The sequence below is a fragment of the Ignavibacteriales bacterium genome (assembly GCA_026390795.1).
In the GTDB taxonomy this organism is placed as follows: Bacteria; Bacteroidota; Ignavibacteria; order Ignavibacteriales; family Melioribacteraceae; genus Fen-1258.
This window is the reverse complement of sequence record JAPLFG010000003.1, coordinates 1,939,983-1,956,788: the sequence shown is the minus strand read 5'-3', so window position 1 is coordinate 1,956,788 and position 16,806 is coordinate 1,939,983. Positions and strand designations below refer to the sequence as shown.

Below are 16,806 nucleotides of genomic sequence, written 5' to 3'. Positions count from 1 at the left end.
ACAGCAAAATGTAAACAGTTGAATTAGTCTTTAACACAACGAACAGAGAAACCACTTTCTTTATAATCATAGAACATATTTATATAGTTACCATTTCCGTTCAGACCAAGATTTTGCGCAAACCTAGGACCACTTTCTGAAGAACTCCAGAAATAAGTATGCTTTCCATCATAATTAAAATAGCCATTAGTGTAACGATAACCAGCGAGTAATGCAGAAAATCCATCGCTGTTTGTCCCCTCCAATTTTAATGCATTACCTTTATTATTTACTGTCGCTGATAATGTTTGCAATTCTGCAAATTCGGGTATATGCCAACCGTCCGGGCATATGCCCCTTGTACCGGGTGTCTTAGAATACTGCATTGCCTCGTCCCATTGGTATAAACCACCATATTTATCACAATTTTCTTGTTTATTATCATAACAATATTTTTCTATTATTCCGTTATTGCCTGCACTTTTATTCCCTGGTATCTTCTCTCCGATATCTAGATTTTCTTTTAACCAAACTTGGGATCCTATTTCTACTGTATGATATGTCTTCCCATTATAAATAACTGTCTTAGTATTTGTTGGTTTTTTATTAAAAACAAAAATTAGTATTGCAATGAGGATAATTCCGACGAAAATAGTAACCGACTTAATTCGATTATTTCCTTTTTCTTTTCCGATAATCTTTTTCTTAAGGATTAGAATCAGTTTGTAATTTGTAAGACGATTAAAAAAATGTTTTATAAAACATATTCTTTCCGGGAGGAATATTTTTTTGTTGTGGGCTGAAGATTTATTGCCCATCCTGTGACTTTCTCCAAAATGTCTTAAAATTTCCGTTATTTCTTTTCTTAGTATAATTTTTTCGTTTTTATTATCATTATCATAACTAATTTCAAGACTTTTCAAGATATATCTTATAAGTTTTATTATTTTTTTTATTCGAATAAATTTTTCGTCTTTTTTAGAAAGTCCATAATTTATTCCAAGGTTCGTCATAAAATGTTTTACTGAAGCTACCCAAGTTCTCTTATTAATTGTAGAGCTTTTTCTAAGTTTTTTTACTATTTCTTCAGACGAGTTAATATTATTTTTTAATGGGTCTTTCGGATGCTCATCTAGAGTATCTTGCTTTATCATATCATCATTTCTAACAATATTCTGTATTGATAAGAAAATTTTGGATAAAAATATCGAAAGTAAAATATAAAATGCAGGAAGAGCCATTATTAAATAATGAGCTTGTGGTTTTGTCATCATCCATGGAATAAAAGCAAAACATACACAACATGTCAGGATTAAAGCCTCCTTAGGTAAATATTTTTTCTGACTTTTAATATAATATTGAAGACTCCAACCAAAGTTGCTTATTCTAACATTTTTGATAAATTTAAAAAGTAAAATTACTAATGCTGGTATTATAGTTAATAACAGACATAAAAGAGGATGAATCTGATCAAGCTCAGTGAAAGGAATTCTTAATTTAAACGGGTCTATAAGTAAAATAGGAAGTTCTGAAATCAATTTTTTATATCTGGCCATCATAAGCTGAGGATTTGCTTTCCAAAGATCAAAAAAAGAACCATTGTCTAACTCAGTCCGACTTTTTCCGAAATTTTCCATTAGAACTTTATTAATATCTTCATTTGTTATCGAACCTCTATCTGCATTAGTATATTTTTTGAAATCCCCTTCATAATACAAGTAATCATACATATACCAAACAACTGAAGTCTGCCCCCTGTGAAGTAAGTCGTTCGGAAGCATTGTTATACTACTACCGTGCCAATAGATTAGCGAAATAAAAATTAAAACAGGAATTATAAGTTGTTTAGCAAATTTTCTCGAAAAAATAATTTTCCAAGAACTTATAAGGAGACAGATAAAAAATGCAAGAGCAATAATCAGTATTTCAAATCTAACCAGTCCCCCTAATAACAGTAGACCAAACGCAATGCCTGACCTTTCCGTTCGGGAGTAAATAACTAATAAAGATACCAAATAAAAAAGCATTGCGAGATAAGAGTAGGTCGGAATTGCATATGTATTTATACTATATTGAAAATAGGTTGTTAATACGAACCCTATCCATATATTACTAACTCTTGATAGCAATAAAAACAACGTTATTGATGCCAAAATATAAATTATTATTTTCCAAACAAGATAACCAGTGAGCATATTAACAAAAATTCCAGAGATGAAAGGATAAATTAAATCGCAAAATAACGGAACATGATATATAGGACTACCAGCGTGTTGTTGACCTATGTAATAAAGAGAATACTTAATCCACTGATCTTCATCCGCTCCCATATAATAAAAATTTTTAATACCCCATGACATAGCGAAGACTATAAAATTTGTTACTATTAAAGAAATAAATAGTAAATAAATCGCTTGGTCTTTCTTAAATTTTGATAGAAACTTTAAAATCATTTTTGTACATAGTTTAGTTTAATGTAAAATGAGATATCGAATATATATATATAATTTTAAAATAACATTCAGAATTCTTTCTCAAGACCCAGAAATATTCAGTAATTAAATTTTCTCAATTACTATGTAGCATCTAAATGCCATTAACCAATTAAATGGTGTTAAAATATTTTCTATGAATTTAATTATTGGAACCAACTTATTTAGAATTATCTGTTTGTTTTCAAATCCCCCTGTTGCAGGATATAAAACAAAACTGATTTTTTTTCTTTTAATAAATTTTAGTCGATTTAAAAATTTGGTTTGAAATCTATTCTTGTTTTTAAAAAAAAGTAAGTATGGAATAGCTTGATTAGCATCCCATGTCTTCTTTGATTCTAGATTTTTCACTTCGTAATAATCTATATCCATAATAAACGGTTCCGGATGAAACCTTCTATAAATAAGAAGAGAAAAAGGAGATGGAAACGGCTCAATCAATATAAGCCTTCCCCCTGCTTTAAGTACCCTTAAAGCTTCTTCTAAAAACATTATCGGATTATATAAATGATGGATGGTATCAACCAAGACAATATTTGAAAAAGTGGAGGAGTTAAAAGGAAGTCTATGTGCATCGAATGTTAAATCTACCCAGGGATTAACATGGATGTCGGAACTGAGGATATCCGGTTTAAACTCTTTGTAATTACCAATCCCGCTCCCAATCTCAAGTGTTTTTCCTTCTATAGCACTTAAATCGTTTTCAATCCATTTATACCACTGTAAGTATATGTCCCTGAGTATCTTTTTGCTTTGCCAAACTTGTCTATGTCTTAATATTTTCTCATCCATTAAATACTGCTATCCATAGTTATGTAGAATTAAATATTTTTTAAATATCTATCGCTCCTTTTACAACTTGTGGAAGAACACTTTCAGTAGAATTTGATTTTGAATAGAGCAAAGAAAGACATTTTTAACAATAACCAGCCGTGCAGAAACCTGGAAATATTTGTTTGCCCATATTGCCGAGAATAATATCTTATCGGGATTTCAATAAATTTGAGATTCAATTTGGATGAGCCTAAAATCAAGTCAAAATCGCCAAACGGATCAAAATTGCCAAAATATTTTCTGTTCTTAATTAGTTTTTCATAGTTTTGCTTTGTAATAACTTTAGTGCCGCAAAGTGTATCTTTAATACGCTGCCCCAACAGCCAGCTGAAAACAATTGAGAAGAATTTATTCGCTAAGAGATTCAGAATTCTCATAGAATCTTTTTCCAATGGGTAAACCAGCCTGGAGCCGTATACAAACTCACCAACACCTTTGCGCATTATATTAAAAAATTTGGGAAGTTCTTCGGGGGGAACCGACATATCAGAGTCGAGAATTATTAAAATATCTCCTTTGGCTTTTGAAAAACCACACCGGACAGCATTGCCTTTTCCTTTTCCTCCCTGAACGAAATACTTAATGTCAATCGAACCTTTATATTTTTCACAAACTCTTTTTATTTCTTCTAATGTGCCGTCAGTTGAATTACCCTCAACAAAAATAACTTCCAACGGTTCTTTTAAACCAATTAGTTTCTTAGCAATTATTTCGATATTTCCTTTCTCATTACGCGCGGGAACGATTATACTTATTGAATTTAATTTCTTATAATCGGACGGATCAAACTTCATTCTTGAAATGATATAACCAGTAAGACATAATCTGTTTATCAGTGGAAAATGTGCAATAAATTTGTTAAGAATCGTTGAAATCAAAGGAAAATATTTAGGAAATAATAGTCTCTTTCCATAAGTAACTATTTCAAAACCTTCGCATTCAAGTAATCCGATTATATCGTTTTGGTTCAGCCAATTCAATTTTTTCTGCGGCATTTTTAACCTCAGCAATTCCGCAATTCTTAGAAAAGGTGTCCATAAAAAACTGTGGTAGGTAATTACTATTCTGGTAGATGAATCGGCAACTTTATGTAGTGCAGAGAATACTTTTTGAATATCAAAAAAATATCCGAGAGTATCGGAAATAATAATATACTCGAATTTATCTTCAAACATAATTTGTTCCGCATCCATTTGAATAAATTTTAGGCGAGGATATTTCTTCGCAGCAATATCAATCATTGCTGCGGATATATCTATACCAACGCCATACAATGGCTTTACACTTGCTAAAATTTCACCCGTTCCACAACCAACTTCCAGTACCGAACTTCCTTCCGGTATATTGTATCTAAAAAACTTTATTAAATCTTTATAGTAATATTCGTTCTTTTTAATCCATTTATCTCTATCCCTCGCAACATTATTCATCAAGTCAGCTAAATTATTTTTTTCGATGTTCATGATGTTCAATTATTTTTTTGTGGTTTTTATCCGGATTATTTATGAGCCCAAAAATCGGTATAGTAATTTATATCATTTTCGAAACTTTCCGATGCCGTGGCTTTTGATTTATCAATAAACTCAATGTTAAATTTCAAGCTCGATAACAAACTAATGTATTGTTGTGACTTGACGCCCGCTTTGGCTAAACCAAACGGCCAGAATTCTCCCAAAATCTTAACGTCTTTTGAATTGGTTATAATATTTTTCATACCTTCAACAACTTGGTAATCGAAGCCTTGGACATCAATTTTAACGAAATTTATTTTCTTGTAAGGATCAAAAAATGTATCCAAAGACACGCACTCAACATCAATAGTATCCCTCATTTCTCCAGAGTCATAAGTCTGGTGGTCAACATTTAGATATTTTGAACAATATAATTTTATTAAACCGTTACTCGGCCCAGCAGCCAGTTTATATATTTTTACATTTTTAAACCGTCGGGTATTATGCTCCAAATGTTTATAGTTTACCGGATCCGGTTCAAAGACATGTACTTCACCTTTTCCCCCCACAAGTTTAGCCATAAGAGACGAATAGAAGCCGATATTACCCCCTATATCAAGAACAATATCTCCGGGTTTTATATTGTTTTTTAATATTTCTATTCTCTTGCGGTCGCTGATATTTTTATAATAGAAATATATTATGCGGTAAACATTTGGTAAATTCTTATAAATAAAATTTACGACGCTATAAAACAACTTTTCTATCATATAAGTTATTAAATAAATACTGTCAATTTTTTATGTACATATTCAATCTTGGAATAACAGATTACCACATAACCATTATATGTATTTTTGATCGTCTGGAATGAAACATCACTACCAACTGGAATAATTCCTTATACATTCTGGACATGAAGTAAAATTTCTTTCTTATCGCATCCTATATCTAATAGTCTTTCATTTTTTAATTTTATTTAAATCAATAACTCGAGAAATGTTTGAAAAAATCAGATTGCAATTAAGTCTAACATTATTGGTTTGTCTTCTTTATTGGTTTGTCTTCTTTTTTAAAATAAGGATGATGGTAGTAGGTTTGATTATCCTGTAATAGTTCCTGGTTCACAATATTTTGGCAAGTCAAATCAATCCAGCTCCCATATTCATTACATGTTAACAAACAACTTCCAGACAATCGTACAACGGCATTATTATTATTTAATATGCCATCACAAATAGGACAATTAATAAAGTCATTATTCAAAAATCATCTCAATCTGTACTACGGTTCATAAAATTGATACTATTATCATTTATTTAAAAATAAAATATAGTTAGGACAAATTAATTTACTATAATTTACTTGTTTATACACATTCAGAGGGAAAATTGTTTGAACGGATATATTCATTTTCTCAAACAATATAATTATTGTATTTTAGCATTGAGCGTGGGAGAACATTGGACAAATTTTCAGTTTTTAATAATTGTCGAAAATTTTTTTAATTAAAGTAAGAGTAATAATTATATGAATTCTTATCATCAATTTATATATAAAATTAACTCTAAAACTGCTACAATTGCGGTTATAGGCCTTGGATATGTTGGTTTACCTCTCGCTTTAGAATTTTCGAAAAAAGGCTTTAAAACTATTGGATTTGACATTGATGAAGGGAAGATTCCCCTTTTAATGAGCGGACAAAGTTACATTAAACATATTCCTTCAGAAAAAATTGCCTTAGCGGTTAAATCACAGTTGTTTTCAGCAACCACAGATTTTTCTAGAATTAAAGAAACCGATGCAATATTATTATGTGTTCCAACTCCACTTGACGAACACCGGGAACCTGATCTCACTTATGTGAAAAATTCCGCTGAATTGGTGGCTCAATTTCTGCGAAAAGGTCAGCTTGTTGTTTTGGAATCCTCGACCTATCCGGGTACGACAGAGGAAATTTTACTTCCTTTATTCGAAGATAGCGGATTAGTAGAAGGAAATAAAAAATTTGAAGTTGGGGAAGACTTTTTTTTAGCTTTCAGTCCAGAGAGAGAGGACCCTAATAATCCGAATTATTCAACATCAACGATTCCTAAAGTGGTTGGGGGTACAACAAGCAAATGCCTTGAAATTGCATGCTTACTATATGACCAAATTATTATCAAAACAGTGCCCGTTTCATCAACCAGAGTAGCTGAAGCGACTAAATTATTAGAAAATATTTATCGCTCTGTAAATATTGCACTAATGAACGAACTCAAAATGGTATTTGATAAAATGAAAATAGACGTTTGGGAGGTAATTGAAGCCGCGAAGACTAAACCATTTGGTTTTCAAGCATTTTATCCTGGCCCAGGCCTTGGTGGTCATTGCATTCCCATCGATCCTTTTTACTTAACATGGAAAGCACGAGAATATGATATCAGTACAAAGTTTATAGAATTGGCCGGTGAGATCAATACATATCAGCCATATTATGTTGCAGAAAAAGTAATTAGTGTTCTTAATCAAAATTGCAAATCAATCAAGGGTGCAAAGATTCTTATTCTTGGAGTATCATACAAAAGAAATATCGACGATAAACGTGAATCGCCATCACTAAAACTCATTGAAATATTTCAGAACAAAGATGCAAAAGTTGATTTTAGCGATCCTTATGCCCCCCAACTAACTCCTTCAAGAAAATATGATTATAACATACCGTCTATCAATCTTTCTGCAAAAAATTTATCTTCTTATGATCTAGTCCTTTTAAGTACAGACCACGATAATTTCGATTATGAATTGATTGCTAAAAATTCTAAGCTAATCGTTGATACACGGAATGCATTTGAACGTCATGGAATTAAGAGTCCTCATATTTATAAATCATGATTGATAAATTAAAGTGAATTTGAACTTGTTCTATGAATAACAAAAAGATATATATAGCGGGTCATAAGGGGATGGTCGGTTCAGCAATATTAAGAAGATTTAAAAGTGCAGGATTTGACAATTTCGTTTTAAGATCTCTAGAAGAATTGGATTTGCGTCAACAAAATGAAGCCAACCGTTTTTTTAGCTATGAAAAACCTGAGGTTGTAATTATAGCGGCAGCAAAAGTTGGCGGTATTTTAGCCAATAACAAATATCGCGCTGAGTTTCTTTACGACAATTTGATGATAGAGGCTAATATTATTAATGAAGCATATAAAAATGGAACTGAGAAACTAATATTTCTCGGAAGTTCTTGTATTTATCCTAAACTTGCACCTCAACCTTTAAAAGAAGAATATCTTCTTTCTGATTATTTAGAATACACCAACGAACCTTATGCAATTGCAAAAATTGCTGGTATTAAACTTTGTGAAAGTTATTATAAACAATATGGATGTAATTATTACTCTATTATGCCGACTAATTTATACGGCTACTATGATAATTTCGATTTAGAATCATCCCATGTATTACCTGCCTTGATGCGAAAATTTCACGAAGCAAAAATTAATAATAATGATAAAGTTCAAATTTGGGGAACAGGAAAACCATGCCGTGAGTTTTTGTTTGTGGATGATCTTGCAGATGCAATTTATTTTCTATTTGATAAAATTAACGCAAGGGATCTTTACGATAATAGTCTAACTCATTTAAATATAGGCACGGGTCAAGATATCTCAATTGAAGAATTATCTAAAATGATTAAAAGAATAATCGGCTTCAATGGCGAAATAAATTATGATTCTTCCAAGCCAGATGGTACTCCGAAAAAATTGTTGGACGTCTCCCGCCTTCATCAATTAGGGTGGGAACACAAAACATCTTTAGAAGACGGTATAGAACTAACTTATAAGTGGTACTTAAATAATAACATAAAAATATTATAGGTGAGATTTGCCAAAAGCATTAATAACCGGAATTACAGGACAGGATGGAAGTTATCTGACTGAGATCCTTTTAGAGAAAGGATATGAAGTTCATGGTATCATTCGGAGGAGCAGTTCTTTCAACACAAACAGAATTGATCACCTCTACAATAATCATGAGATAATGAATAAGAAATTATTTCTTCATTATGGTGATTTAGTAGATACAAGTAATCTGAACCGCCTTCTTGAAAAAATTGAACCAAATGAAATATATAATCTTGCGGCTCAAAGTCATGTAAAAGTATCATTTGAAATACCGGATTATACTGCACAAGTGGATGCATTAGGCACTTTACGATTTTTGGATGCCATCAGAGAGGTGGGATTGCGCAAAGTAAAATTCTATCAAGCATCCACGAGTGAACTATTTGGAAAAGCACAAGAAGTTCCCCAGTCCGAAAAGACTCCATTCTATCCACGCTCTCCTTATGGTGTAGCAAAATTGTATGGATACTGGATAATTGTGAATTATCGTGAAGCATATAATATTTTCGCTTCAAATGGTATTTTATTTAATCATGAATCTCCTAGACGCGGTGAAACTTTTGTAACAAGAAAAATAACACGTGCTGTCTCCCGTATAATTACTGGAATTGATAAAGAGTTATCGATTGGTAATTTAAATTCCAAACGAGATTGGGGTTATGCACCTGAATTCTGTGAAGGTATGTGGAGAATATTGCATTATGAAAAAGCCGACGACTTTGTTCTTGCTACCGGAGAAACTCATACAGTAAGGGAATTCATTGAAAATTCATTCAGCGAAGTAGGTATTGAGCTAGAATGGAATGGAATGGAAGAAGACGAAAAAGGAATCATTAAAAAGATTGATCTTTCAGCTGCAGAACAATTAGTTGAGGTTGATAAAAAAGATCTAAGATTTTCACTTTCAAATAATGTAAAAGTCGGCGATGTTGTTGTTTCAATTAATTCAAATTATTACAGACCTACAGAAGTTGATTTGCTAATCGGGAATGCAGAAAAAGCTAAGAGAGAACTTGAATGGAAAGCAAAAACAAAATTTGTTGATTTGGTAAAGATTATGATAAAGTCGGATTTGGAAAAAGTTCTCAAACGTGGCTATTAATTCTATTTTATTAAAATAATTATCTATTGCTCTCTTCTTCTGATTTATTATTTTTTTTCATCTCAAATTCTAATAAAGCAATTTTCTGGGAGAGTTTTTTTACCCGATTTGACAAAATCGAAATCTTCAATGAAAAGAATAAACCAAGGAGCATAAGAAATACAATACCTGTAAAAAATAACGTGTTGATTGGCAATTCGGTCCCGAAAGCATTAGAAATATAGTAGATTAATTGAGGGAAAAAAGTTATCAACAATAAAACAATTCCAATTATCAACCATAAAAAAGAGTATTCCTCGTTCAATTTTCTTCTTCTTACGAGTTCTATAATACCAACCACAATTATAGCACCTATTATAATTACAATAATATTTAATCGCGTAGAGATGGAATTTCTCCTCTAAAATTGTTCAACGTTTTTTTTCTCTTAATAAGATAATAAAAATAGAAAGTAACATTTTGAATATATAGTAGAGCGGCTTAAGTCCTCTGTGCTGCGATTTACCACCCAACCGTTTCTGCATAACTACCGGTATTTCACAAAATTTAAAACCAGCTCTATGAAGAGTTAAAAGAAAATCGGCATCAGGGTAATCGAAGTTGAATGTGTCAATAAGTGCAAAATTTAGAACTGCTCTGTTCATACCTCTAAAACCGGAAGTTACATCGGTCAATTTTTCTCTTATCAATAATGAAATTAATTTCGAGAAGAACTTAATTCCAAGGACTTTAACCATTGCGCCATCGTAATTGCTTTTTTCGAGAAACCGGGAGCCGATTATTATATCATATTCTCCATCATGCAACTTCTTAATAAATTTTGGGAGGTCTGATGGGTTATGTTGTCCATCAGCATCTAGATTAATTAAGAAATCATAATTATTCTCAATTGCGTAACGAAATCCTGTCTGAAGCGCATTTCCAATCCCTTGATTAAAAGGAGTATTTATAACATCGACTCCTTCTTTTTCACATACCAAAAGTGTCCCGTCAGTCGAGCCATCATTTATTACTAACAGATCTGTTTCATTTGATAAATATTTCCTACACTCGCAAATTACATTGCTTATTCTATCCTCTTCATTGAAAGCAGGGATTAAGATTAAAAATTTTTTCCCGTAACGATTAGTCAAGCAATACCCATATTTATTATAATTTTGCAGCTCTAATTTATTATTTCTTTATATAATTTCACGTAACTATTTATAGAATTTTCCCATTTAAATATTATGGGTTCTTTATACACGTATTCGTTTTTAAAGGCTTTAATACAACCGGATTTAATAGCCTCGGCAGACTGCGGCTCAACAAAAATGTACTTTCCGCTTATTACTTCTGGGATTGCACCAACCTTTGTAGCCACGATATTCTTATTCATCTTAACAGCTTCAAGAGTTGTGTAACCGAATCCTTCTGACAAAGAAGGAATTATTATTACATCTGCTGCGTTTAGATAATCGAATAATTTTCCTTTATGCAAAGATGTGAAAAATATAATTCGTTTTTTATCTATTCTATTAATTTTTGCAGTGATCCTATTCCATATTTTCTTATCATCCTTGGTCAGAATCAATAGAAAGATCGCATTGCTGATTTCATTAAGGACCAATGGAATAGAGTCGACGAGATATTCAAAGCCCTTTGTTAAACCTGTTCTTCCATATGCAGCGAACACCAAATCATTTGGCTGAATACCTAATTCGTTCCTAATTTCAGAAGCAGATTTACTAAACTTGATCTCGTTGAAACTTTCGCCGTTATAAATTAGAGTTACTTTCTCTTTCTTAATACCGGCATTGATCAAAATGTTTTCAGTATAATTTGAGACTGCAACAAATTTCGAAAATGAAAGTCTTGCGAATATTTTTTCGGCAAGAAAATAGAATAAGGCAGAGAAATAATTATTGCCAAACCTAAACCAATTATTTCCCATAAATTCGTGAATAGTAAGGACTATTGGTTTATGTAATAGTTTGCCCGCAATGAATGTTGGCATAATACCGCCGTAACTTGTACCGTGAATAAGATCTGCATCTTTGGCATGTCTTAAAATCTGGGAGATAGAAAAAATCAAAAACCAAAAACGACTTAAAAATTTTGGAATTTTGATTCGTATAATGTTTTTTTCTTCGGATTGGACTCCTGATGATAAATGACCATTGGGACGGGTTGTTATTACTATAGTCTCAATTCCATGTTTTGCTACTCCCTCCACTATATTCTGAATAACTATTTCGGCACCGCCAATGTTTGGCGGGTAGGAATCGGTAACAAAACAGATTTTCAAAATAATTAGCCTTTAGATAATTTTTTGTTTTTTCTCTTCCAATAAGATCTGTACACGAAAATAAAAATACTCTCTTTTAATAATCGGCCTAAGTAATTCTTAATTCTAATATAGCCATAATTGGACCATACATTAATTCTGGAGAAATGATTCAATCTTGCAAGCCTAGTTTCTTCAAGAGCGTATTTATTATTTTTATCAGATATTCCTTCCAGTCTGCTATTAGCTAGAACGTCATTAAGTGCGTAAAATTTTACTTCATTCATTTTTAATCTTAAGAGAAACTCATAATCCATCGCGTATTTATAATTAACATCAAAACCGCCGTAAGCATCATATATATTTTTTTTAATGAAGACCGTTGAATGATGAATTGATGTCTCTCTTTTTATTTTTTTTATATCCGAATGAGAGATTATTACTTTTTCATTCTTCTGCCAGAATCGGGCAGCTCCGCAAATCAAATCCGGATTTACCGATTTATATGAATTAATCATTTTTAGAACAGCATCAGGTTCATACCAATCATCGGAATTGATCATCCCAATTATTACTCCATTAGCTTTCTCAATGCCAAAATTAAAAGCAGAACTGATTCCGTTGTCCGGCCGGCTGATCCAATAATCAATTGATTCATTATATTTTTGAATTATTTGAAGAGTACCATCCGTTGATCCCCCGTCAATTATGATATACTCTATATTGCCATACGATTGTTCAAGAACACTTTTAATTGTCTGCTCAAGATATTTTTCCCCATTTAGTACTACGGTGATAACGCTGACTAACGGATTCTCCTCTGAAGAGATTCTCGAAATATTATTTATTCTTTTTCCGCCTTCTTTTATCATCATACAAGAAATAATTTTGGTTGATCCTATTTGAGCAGACTTATGTTAAATGTTCTGAAATTTAAAATTCTTTTGTCGGACTTGATTGCTAAATTCTTACTCACTGGAAGAAGTTTTAGAACAACCGGTTTATATTTTCTTGAACGTTCAGGTAGATCTATTATTAAGCTTTCTCTGCCAACTGCAGTTTTTTCTCCGATAAATCTATTGTCAAAAAACATTTTTATTCGTAAAGGTTTTCCAGCACATCCCGGACCCGGTTCAATATCAAGTTTAATTTTATGAAATGTCGTGTCTGGATTTGAAATCATAATTTCGGCCGGCTCCCTGCCAACCCAACGGAATGATTCATTATTATATGTTTCATACGTGTACCAGCCCGCACCAACTTGTATCTCGTCTCTATTAATAGCTTCTACAATATCGTTCTTTTTCAATTCTATTTGCTTCAATGAAATATTATTTACGCGGTAATTTAGAATCCGCGGATCCGAAGCAATTTTATGATCTTGGCTGTTCGTGATTAATTTTAGAATAATCTGATCAGGAGAATTTTTAAATGTTTCTCTCGGAAAAGAAATTTCAACGTTTCGCTTCCCTTCCACCTTAAATTGTTGAAAAATATTTCCATTATACAAAACATTTAATTCAAGCGGCGAACCGGTTGTACCTGGTCCAGGCTCAAGATTAAGAATTAAAGAATTTTCTTTCGGCTTGAAATGGTTCAAGATAATTTCAGCAGTATCTTTACCAACCCAGCGGAATAATTCTCCTTTATATTTATCTGGATTATACCATCCTAATCCAAAAAAGACTTTATTGGTGTCGGATGTTTCGATAATATCTTCAGTTTTTTTAAGATTAAACAATTTTTTGATGATAGGATTAAATCTTGGTTGAGGTTGACTATTTAATATCCGAAGTATATTAGATGAATAGCTATTAATATTATCCGTTAGTTCCATAGCTAAAACATTATATAATAAATACCTTTCCTCAATAGGAAGCAAGGAGTGCCCAGTTAAGTTTTTGCCACTAAAATCCTTTCCTTCTAAATTTATTCGAATTTGTGTTTGAGTGTCTAAAGTAAATTGATTAATAGGAATATCTATTTTGGTTACCGGTGACTGAATCAAATAGGTTTTATTGAATGATGAATCATTTGAAGTTACAATTAGGTTAAAGCCTTTAAAATCGATACTTGGGCCGGGAGCGATTAACATTCGGATAAATTTAACGGCTTCAGAAGGATTATCAATAACAACTTTAAAATCTTCCTTCCTTTTTCCTAATAAGAACCGGTCTCTGAAAAAACTTTTTCCATCTCTTTTAAGTGTATCTCTACCTTTGAGAGGTATTTGTATTAATTCGAAATCTACGGGAAAGTTTTTATCGATATTATTTGTAGTTCTGTATATTAACTTTTCCTTGGAAGATGTTATTGTGTAATTAGACAGACTAGTCAGTGGGGAATAAAATTTATATCTGCAGAACAACATTGTACTGTCAGGATCATTTACTATTCTGATACCATGCGGCACAACCCTCTGTTTAAAAAATAGCTGTAAAACATCATCTTCTCTAGGAGTGTCAACATATATAGTATTACCGATTTCTTTTATTTTTGAAACCAAAGTTGAGACATTCATGTTCATTACAATATCGTGAGCCAACGTTCTTTTGTCTTTTGGAATAAGAACTATTTCAAAAAAATCATTTTGCCATATTATACGTTCTTCCTTATTATTCTGAATGATAGATTTGAAATTGGTTTTATCCCCTCTCACTCTTAGAAAATAATCTGCACCATTTGGATCTTTTTGCGCTTTGATCCTCTCATTCACAAAGATATTATCAACGATATAAAAAGTATAATCTTGGATATCATCGGTAAAAATGTCGACAAATATTTTTCCACCTATATCCATTTTATTTATTTGATTGGCAACTTCTAACACAGAATTGGTGATTACACCTCTCTGTAAACTCAGTTGGTTACCCACCCAATGAATATTCACGCTCCCATTATATTCAGGCGGATATTGAGTTTCTATTGACATCCTGTTGCATATGTTTGGTTTGATTAATTTCAAGAGATCATTGGAATATATGATAGTGTCTTTATCTACAGTATTGTATGATACGTCTCCTATATTTTTAACTTGTACAACAAATTCACCTTGAGTGCGATCTTGAACTATTCCTATTCCATTTTTATTAAATATATACCGGAAGGCTTTACTATAAAGATCACTTGGTATATCTAATCTTATTTTGCCTTCATATTCCTTTCCTGATAAATGTGTAACGAAATCAGAGATAACATTTTTTTGATTATATATTCTTCTATAAAAATCATAACTAATTGAAATATCCCAAGCAATGTTCAATAACCCGACTAAACTGAACAAATATATAATGGGGTTTATCTTCCAGACACGATAGCTCTTATTGTTCTCACATAACCAGATAATAACAATAATTACTATTAAGAAGTAGTTTGTATACAAAAATTTGTAGAAGTAATACGGGCTACCCCAAAAGTAGCGCATTATTATAAAAAACGGTATGAATAGGATCGAATAAACTAACAGGTACGATCTGTTTCTAATATGATAATTAGTGATTGCAGCGATAATAGATATGCATGTTACTATTATAGCACCCAATAGCGAAAGAGCGTTAATCGTTCCGTTAGAGATTAATAACGGCAATAATGAAAGCGTCCCAGAAGAGCCGGATGGGTAAATACCCCAGAATACCATTAGCATTTCTTTGAATAATGATATTTTCCAGCTAACATTTGTTCTTAATATTGCACTTATTCTTCTTGGCTCGAAATAATTATAAGACCACAAAGCAATAGACATTACAACGAGCAAAATTATTCCAGACAAAATCAAAACACGTAAAATGTTGACTCTGAAACGAGGGCCATTAATAGAGTTTTTGGATTGATTTTTTAGAAATTTTAGAAATTTTTTGTCGAATTCTAATGGTAAAATTATTTTTTCATAGATAACAATAATGAGCGCAGGAATCAGCACGAAATAAATGGGGCCGGGATAAGTGATGTGAATCCATAAGAACAGAAATATCAGAAAAATCAACCATTTTTTGCCTAGCTTATTTTGGCTCCACAATAAAATAATTCCAACGAAATAAGGGATCACAGAGCCATACATCAATGAGCCGATATGACCATTTAAATAAGTTGTCAGATAAAAATTCGAAGCAACGCTCCAAAAACTTGCTAACAATGCGATATAATGTTTGGTATTGAATACATATTTAGTAAGCCAAAAGACTCCAATAGCGGTAAGAAATAGATTTAATATGGATTGTTGGAGAAATCCGTCTACCCAGTCGTTTCTCAAAAACATATGCCAAAATGTTTGGCTGCTGTATTGTAACGGAAAATTGCTTCGAAAATCTTCTTCCATCAATTTTAACGGTACATTAGTAAAATAATTCTTACCTCCGTTTATTGCATCGAAAAAGTCCTCGTTTGCAGAATGCAAATAATTTTCTTGCCCAACAATTAAATATTGCCAAGAACTTAAAATCACAATTGCAATCAATATAAAAAGAAGATTATAATTTTCTTTTATTATAGCTTTTACAGAAGCTATGGAATATCCTCTTTTAGATTTATTATATAAATTAACAGTAATTGTAATTAACAATAAAGAAATAATCGTTACCCAAAAGGAAATCAAAACATTTTCCTTTATATAATAAATAAACAAAAACAGTAGCTGTGATGTGCAATATCCGACTAATGGGCTAAGGAAGATGAGGTGTTGATTATTTTTATTTATAGAATCAGTCGAACTAATTAGTTGAAGAATTCCATAACCAAAAATGAATGAAATAAATAGTATGAATAAAACACTGAACAGTATGAACATGGATTTATT

The 16,806-nt window shown here is 31.8% G+C and carries 11 protein-coding genes; 3 read left to right on the top strand and 8 right to left on the bottom strand.

From position 1 onward, the window contains the following. Positions 1-23: 23 nt before the first annotated feature. The 4 genes from NTX65_12150 to NTX65_12135 form a co-directional block, all read right to left on the bottom strand. Positions 24-2,432, bottom strand: a complete 2,409-nt coding sequence (locus NTX65_12150; GenBank protein ID MCX6170089.1) for a hypothetical protein — start codon at positions 2,430-2,432, stop codon at positions 24-26. A gap of 105 nt (positions 2,433-2,537) precedes the next feature. Beyond that, positions 2,538-3,263, bottom strand: coding sequence for a class I SAM-dependent methyltransferase (locus NTX65_12145; GenBank protein MCX6170088.1), 726 nt, complete (start codon positions 3,261-3,263; stop codon positions 2,538-2,540). 83 nt (positions 3,264-3,346) lie between these two features. Beyond that, a complete protein-coding gene (locus NTX65_12140) occupies positions 3,347-4,768 on the bottom strand; it encodes a glycosyltransferase (protein MCX6170087.1) in 1,422 nt (473 codons plus the stop codon). Positions 4,769-4,803: 35 nt separating this feature from the next. Beyond that, positions 4,804-5,526, bottom strand: coding sequence for an FkbM family methyltransferase (locus tag NTX65_12135; GenBank protein ID MCX6170086.1), 723 nt, complete (start codon positions 5,524-5,526; stop codon positions 4,804-4,806). Positions 5,527-6,286: 760 nt separating this feature from the next. On the opposite strand from NTX65_12135, the gene NTX65_12130 reads away from it, so the two are divergent. Genes NTX65_12130 through gmd form a run of 3 tightly spaced genes read left to right on the top strand, consistent with a single transcriptional unit; the run spans position 6,287 to position 9,748 of the window. After that, a complete protein-coding gene (locus tag NTX65_12130) occupies positions 6,287-7,630 on the top strand; it encodes a nucleotide sugar dehydrogenase (GenBank protein ID MCX6170085.1) in 1,344 nt (447 codons plus the stop codon). A 32-nt stretch (positions 7,631-7,662) separates the two neighbouring features. Further along, positions 7,663-8,619 carry a GDP-L-fucose synthase gene (locus NTX65_12125; GenBank protein ID MCX6170084.1) on the top strand — a complete coding sequence of 319 codons (957 nt, stop codon included), beginning with the start codon at positions 7,663-7,665 and terminating at the stop codon, positions 8,617-8,619. A gap of 7 nt (positions 8,620-8,626) precedes the next feature. After that, complete coding sequence (gene gmd, locus NTX65_12120) at positions 8,627-9,748, top strand: GDP-mannose 4,6-dehydratase (protein ID MCX6170083.1); 1,122 nt, start codon at positions 8,627-8,629, stop codon at positions 9,746-9,748. Between the two features lie 410 nt (positions 9,749-10,158). Here gmd and NTX65_12115 read toward each other — a convergent pair whose 3' ends face one another. From NTX65_12115 to NTX65_12100, 4 genes are read right to left on the bottom strand one after another with little or no spacing between them, the layout of a single operon-like run. After that, entirely contained in the window at positions 10,159-10,881 is a 723-nt protein-coding gene (locus NTX65_12115; GenBank protein MCX6170082.1) for a glycosyltransferase family 2 protein, read from the bottom strand. Between the two features lie 32 nt (positions 10,882-10,913). Then, positions 10,914-12,035, bottom strand: coding sequence for a glycosyltransferase family 4 protein (locus tag NTX65_12110; protein MCX6170081.1), 1,122 nt, complete (start codon positions 12,033-12,035; stop codon positions 10,914-10,916). 5 nt (positions 12,036-12,040) lie between these two features. Next, positions 12,041-12,889 (bottom strand): glycosyltransferase family 2 protein, encoded by an 849-nt coding sequence (locus tag NTX65_12105; protein ID MCX6170080.1) that lies wholly within the window; start codon positions 12,887-12,889, stop codon positions 12,041-12,043. A gap of 23 nt (positions 12,890-12,912) precedes the next feature. Further along, the gene (locus NTX65_12100) at positions 12,913-16,605 is read right to left on the bottom strand and encodes a hypothetical protein (GenBank protein MCX6170079.1); all 3,693 of its coding nucleotides are present in this window, start codon (positions 16,603-16,605) and stop codon (positions 12,913-12,915) included. Positions 16,606-16,806 lie beyond the last annotated feature (201 nt).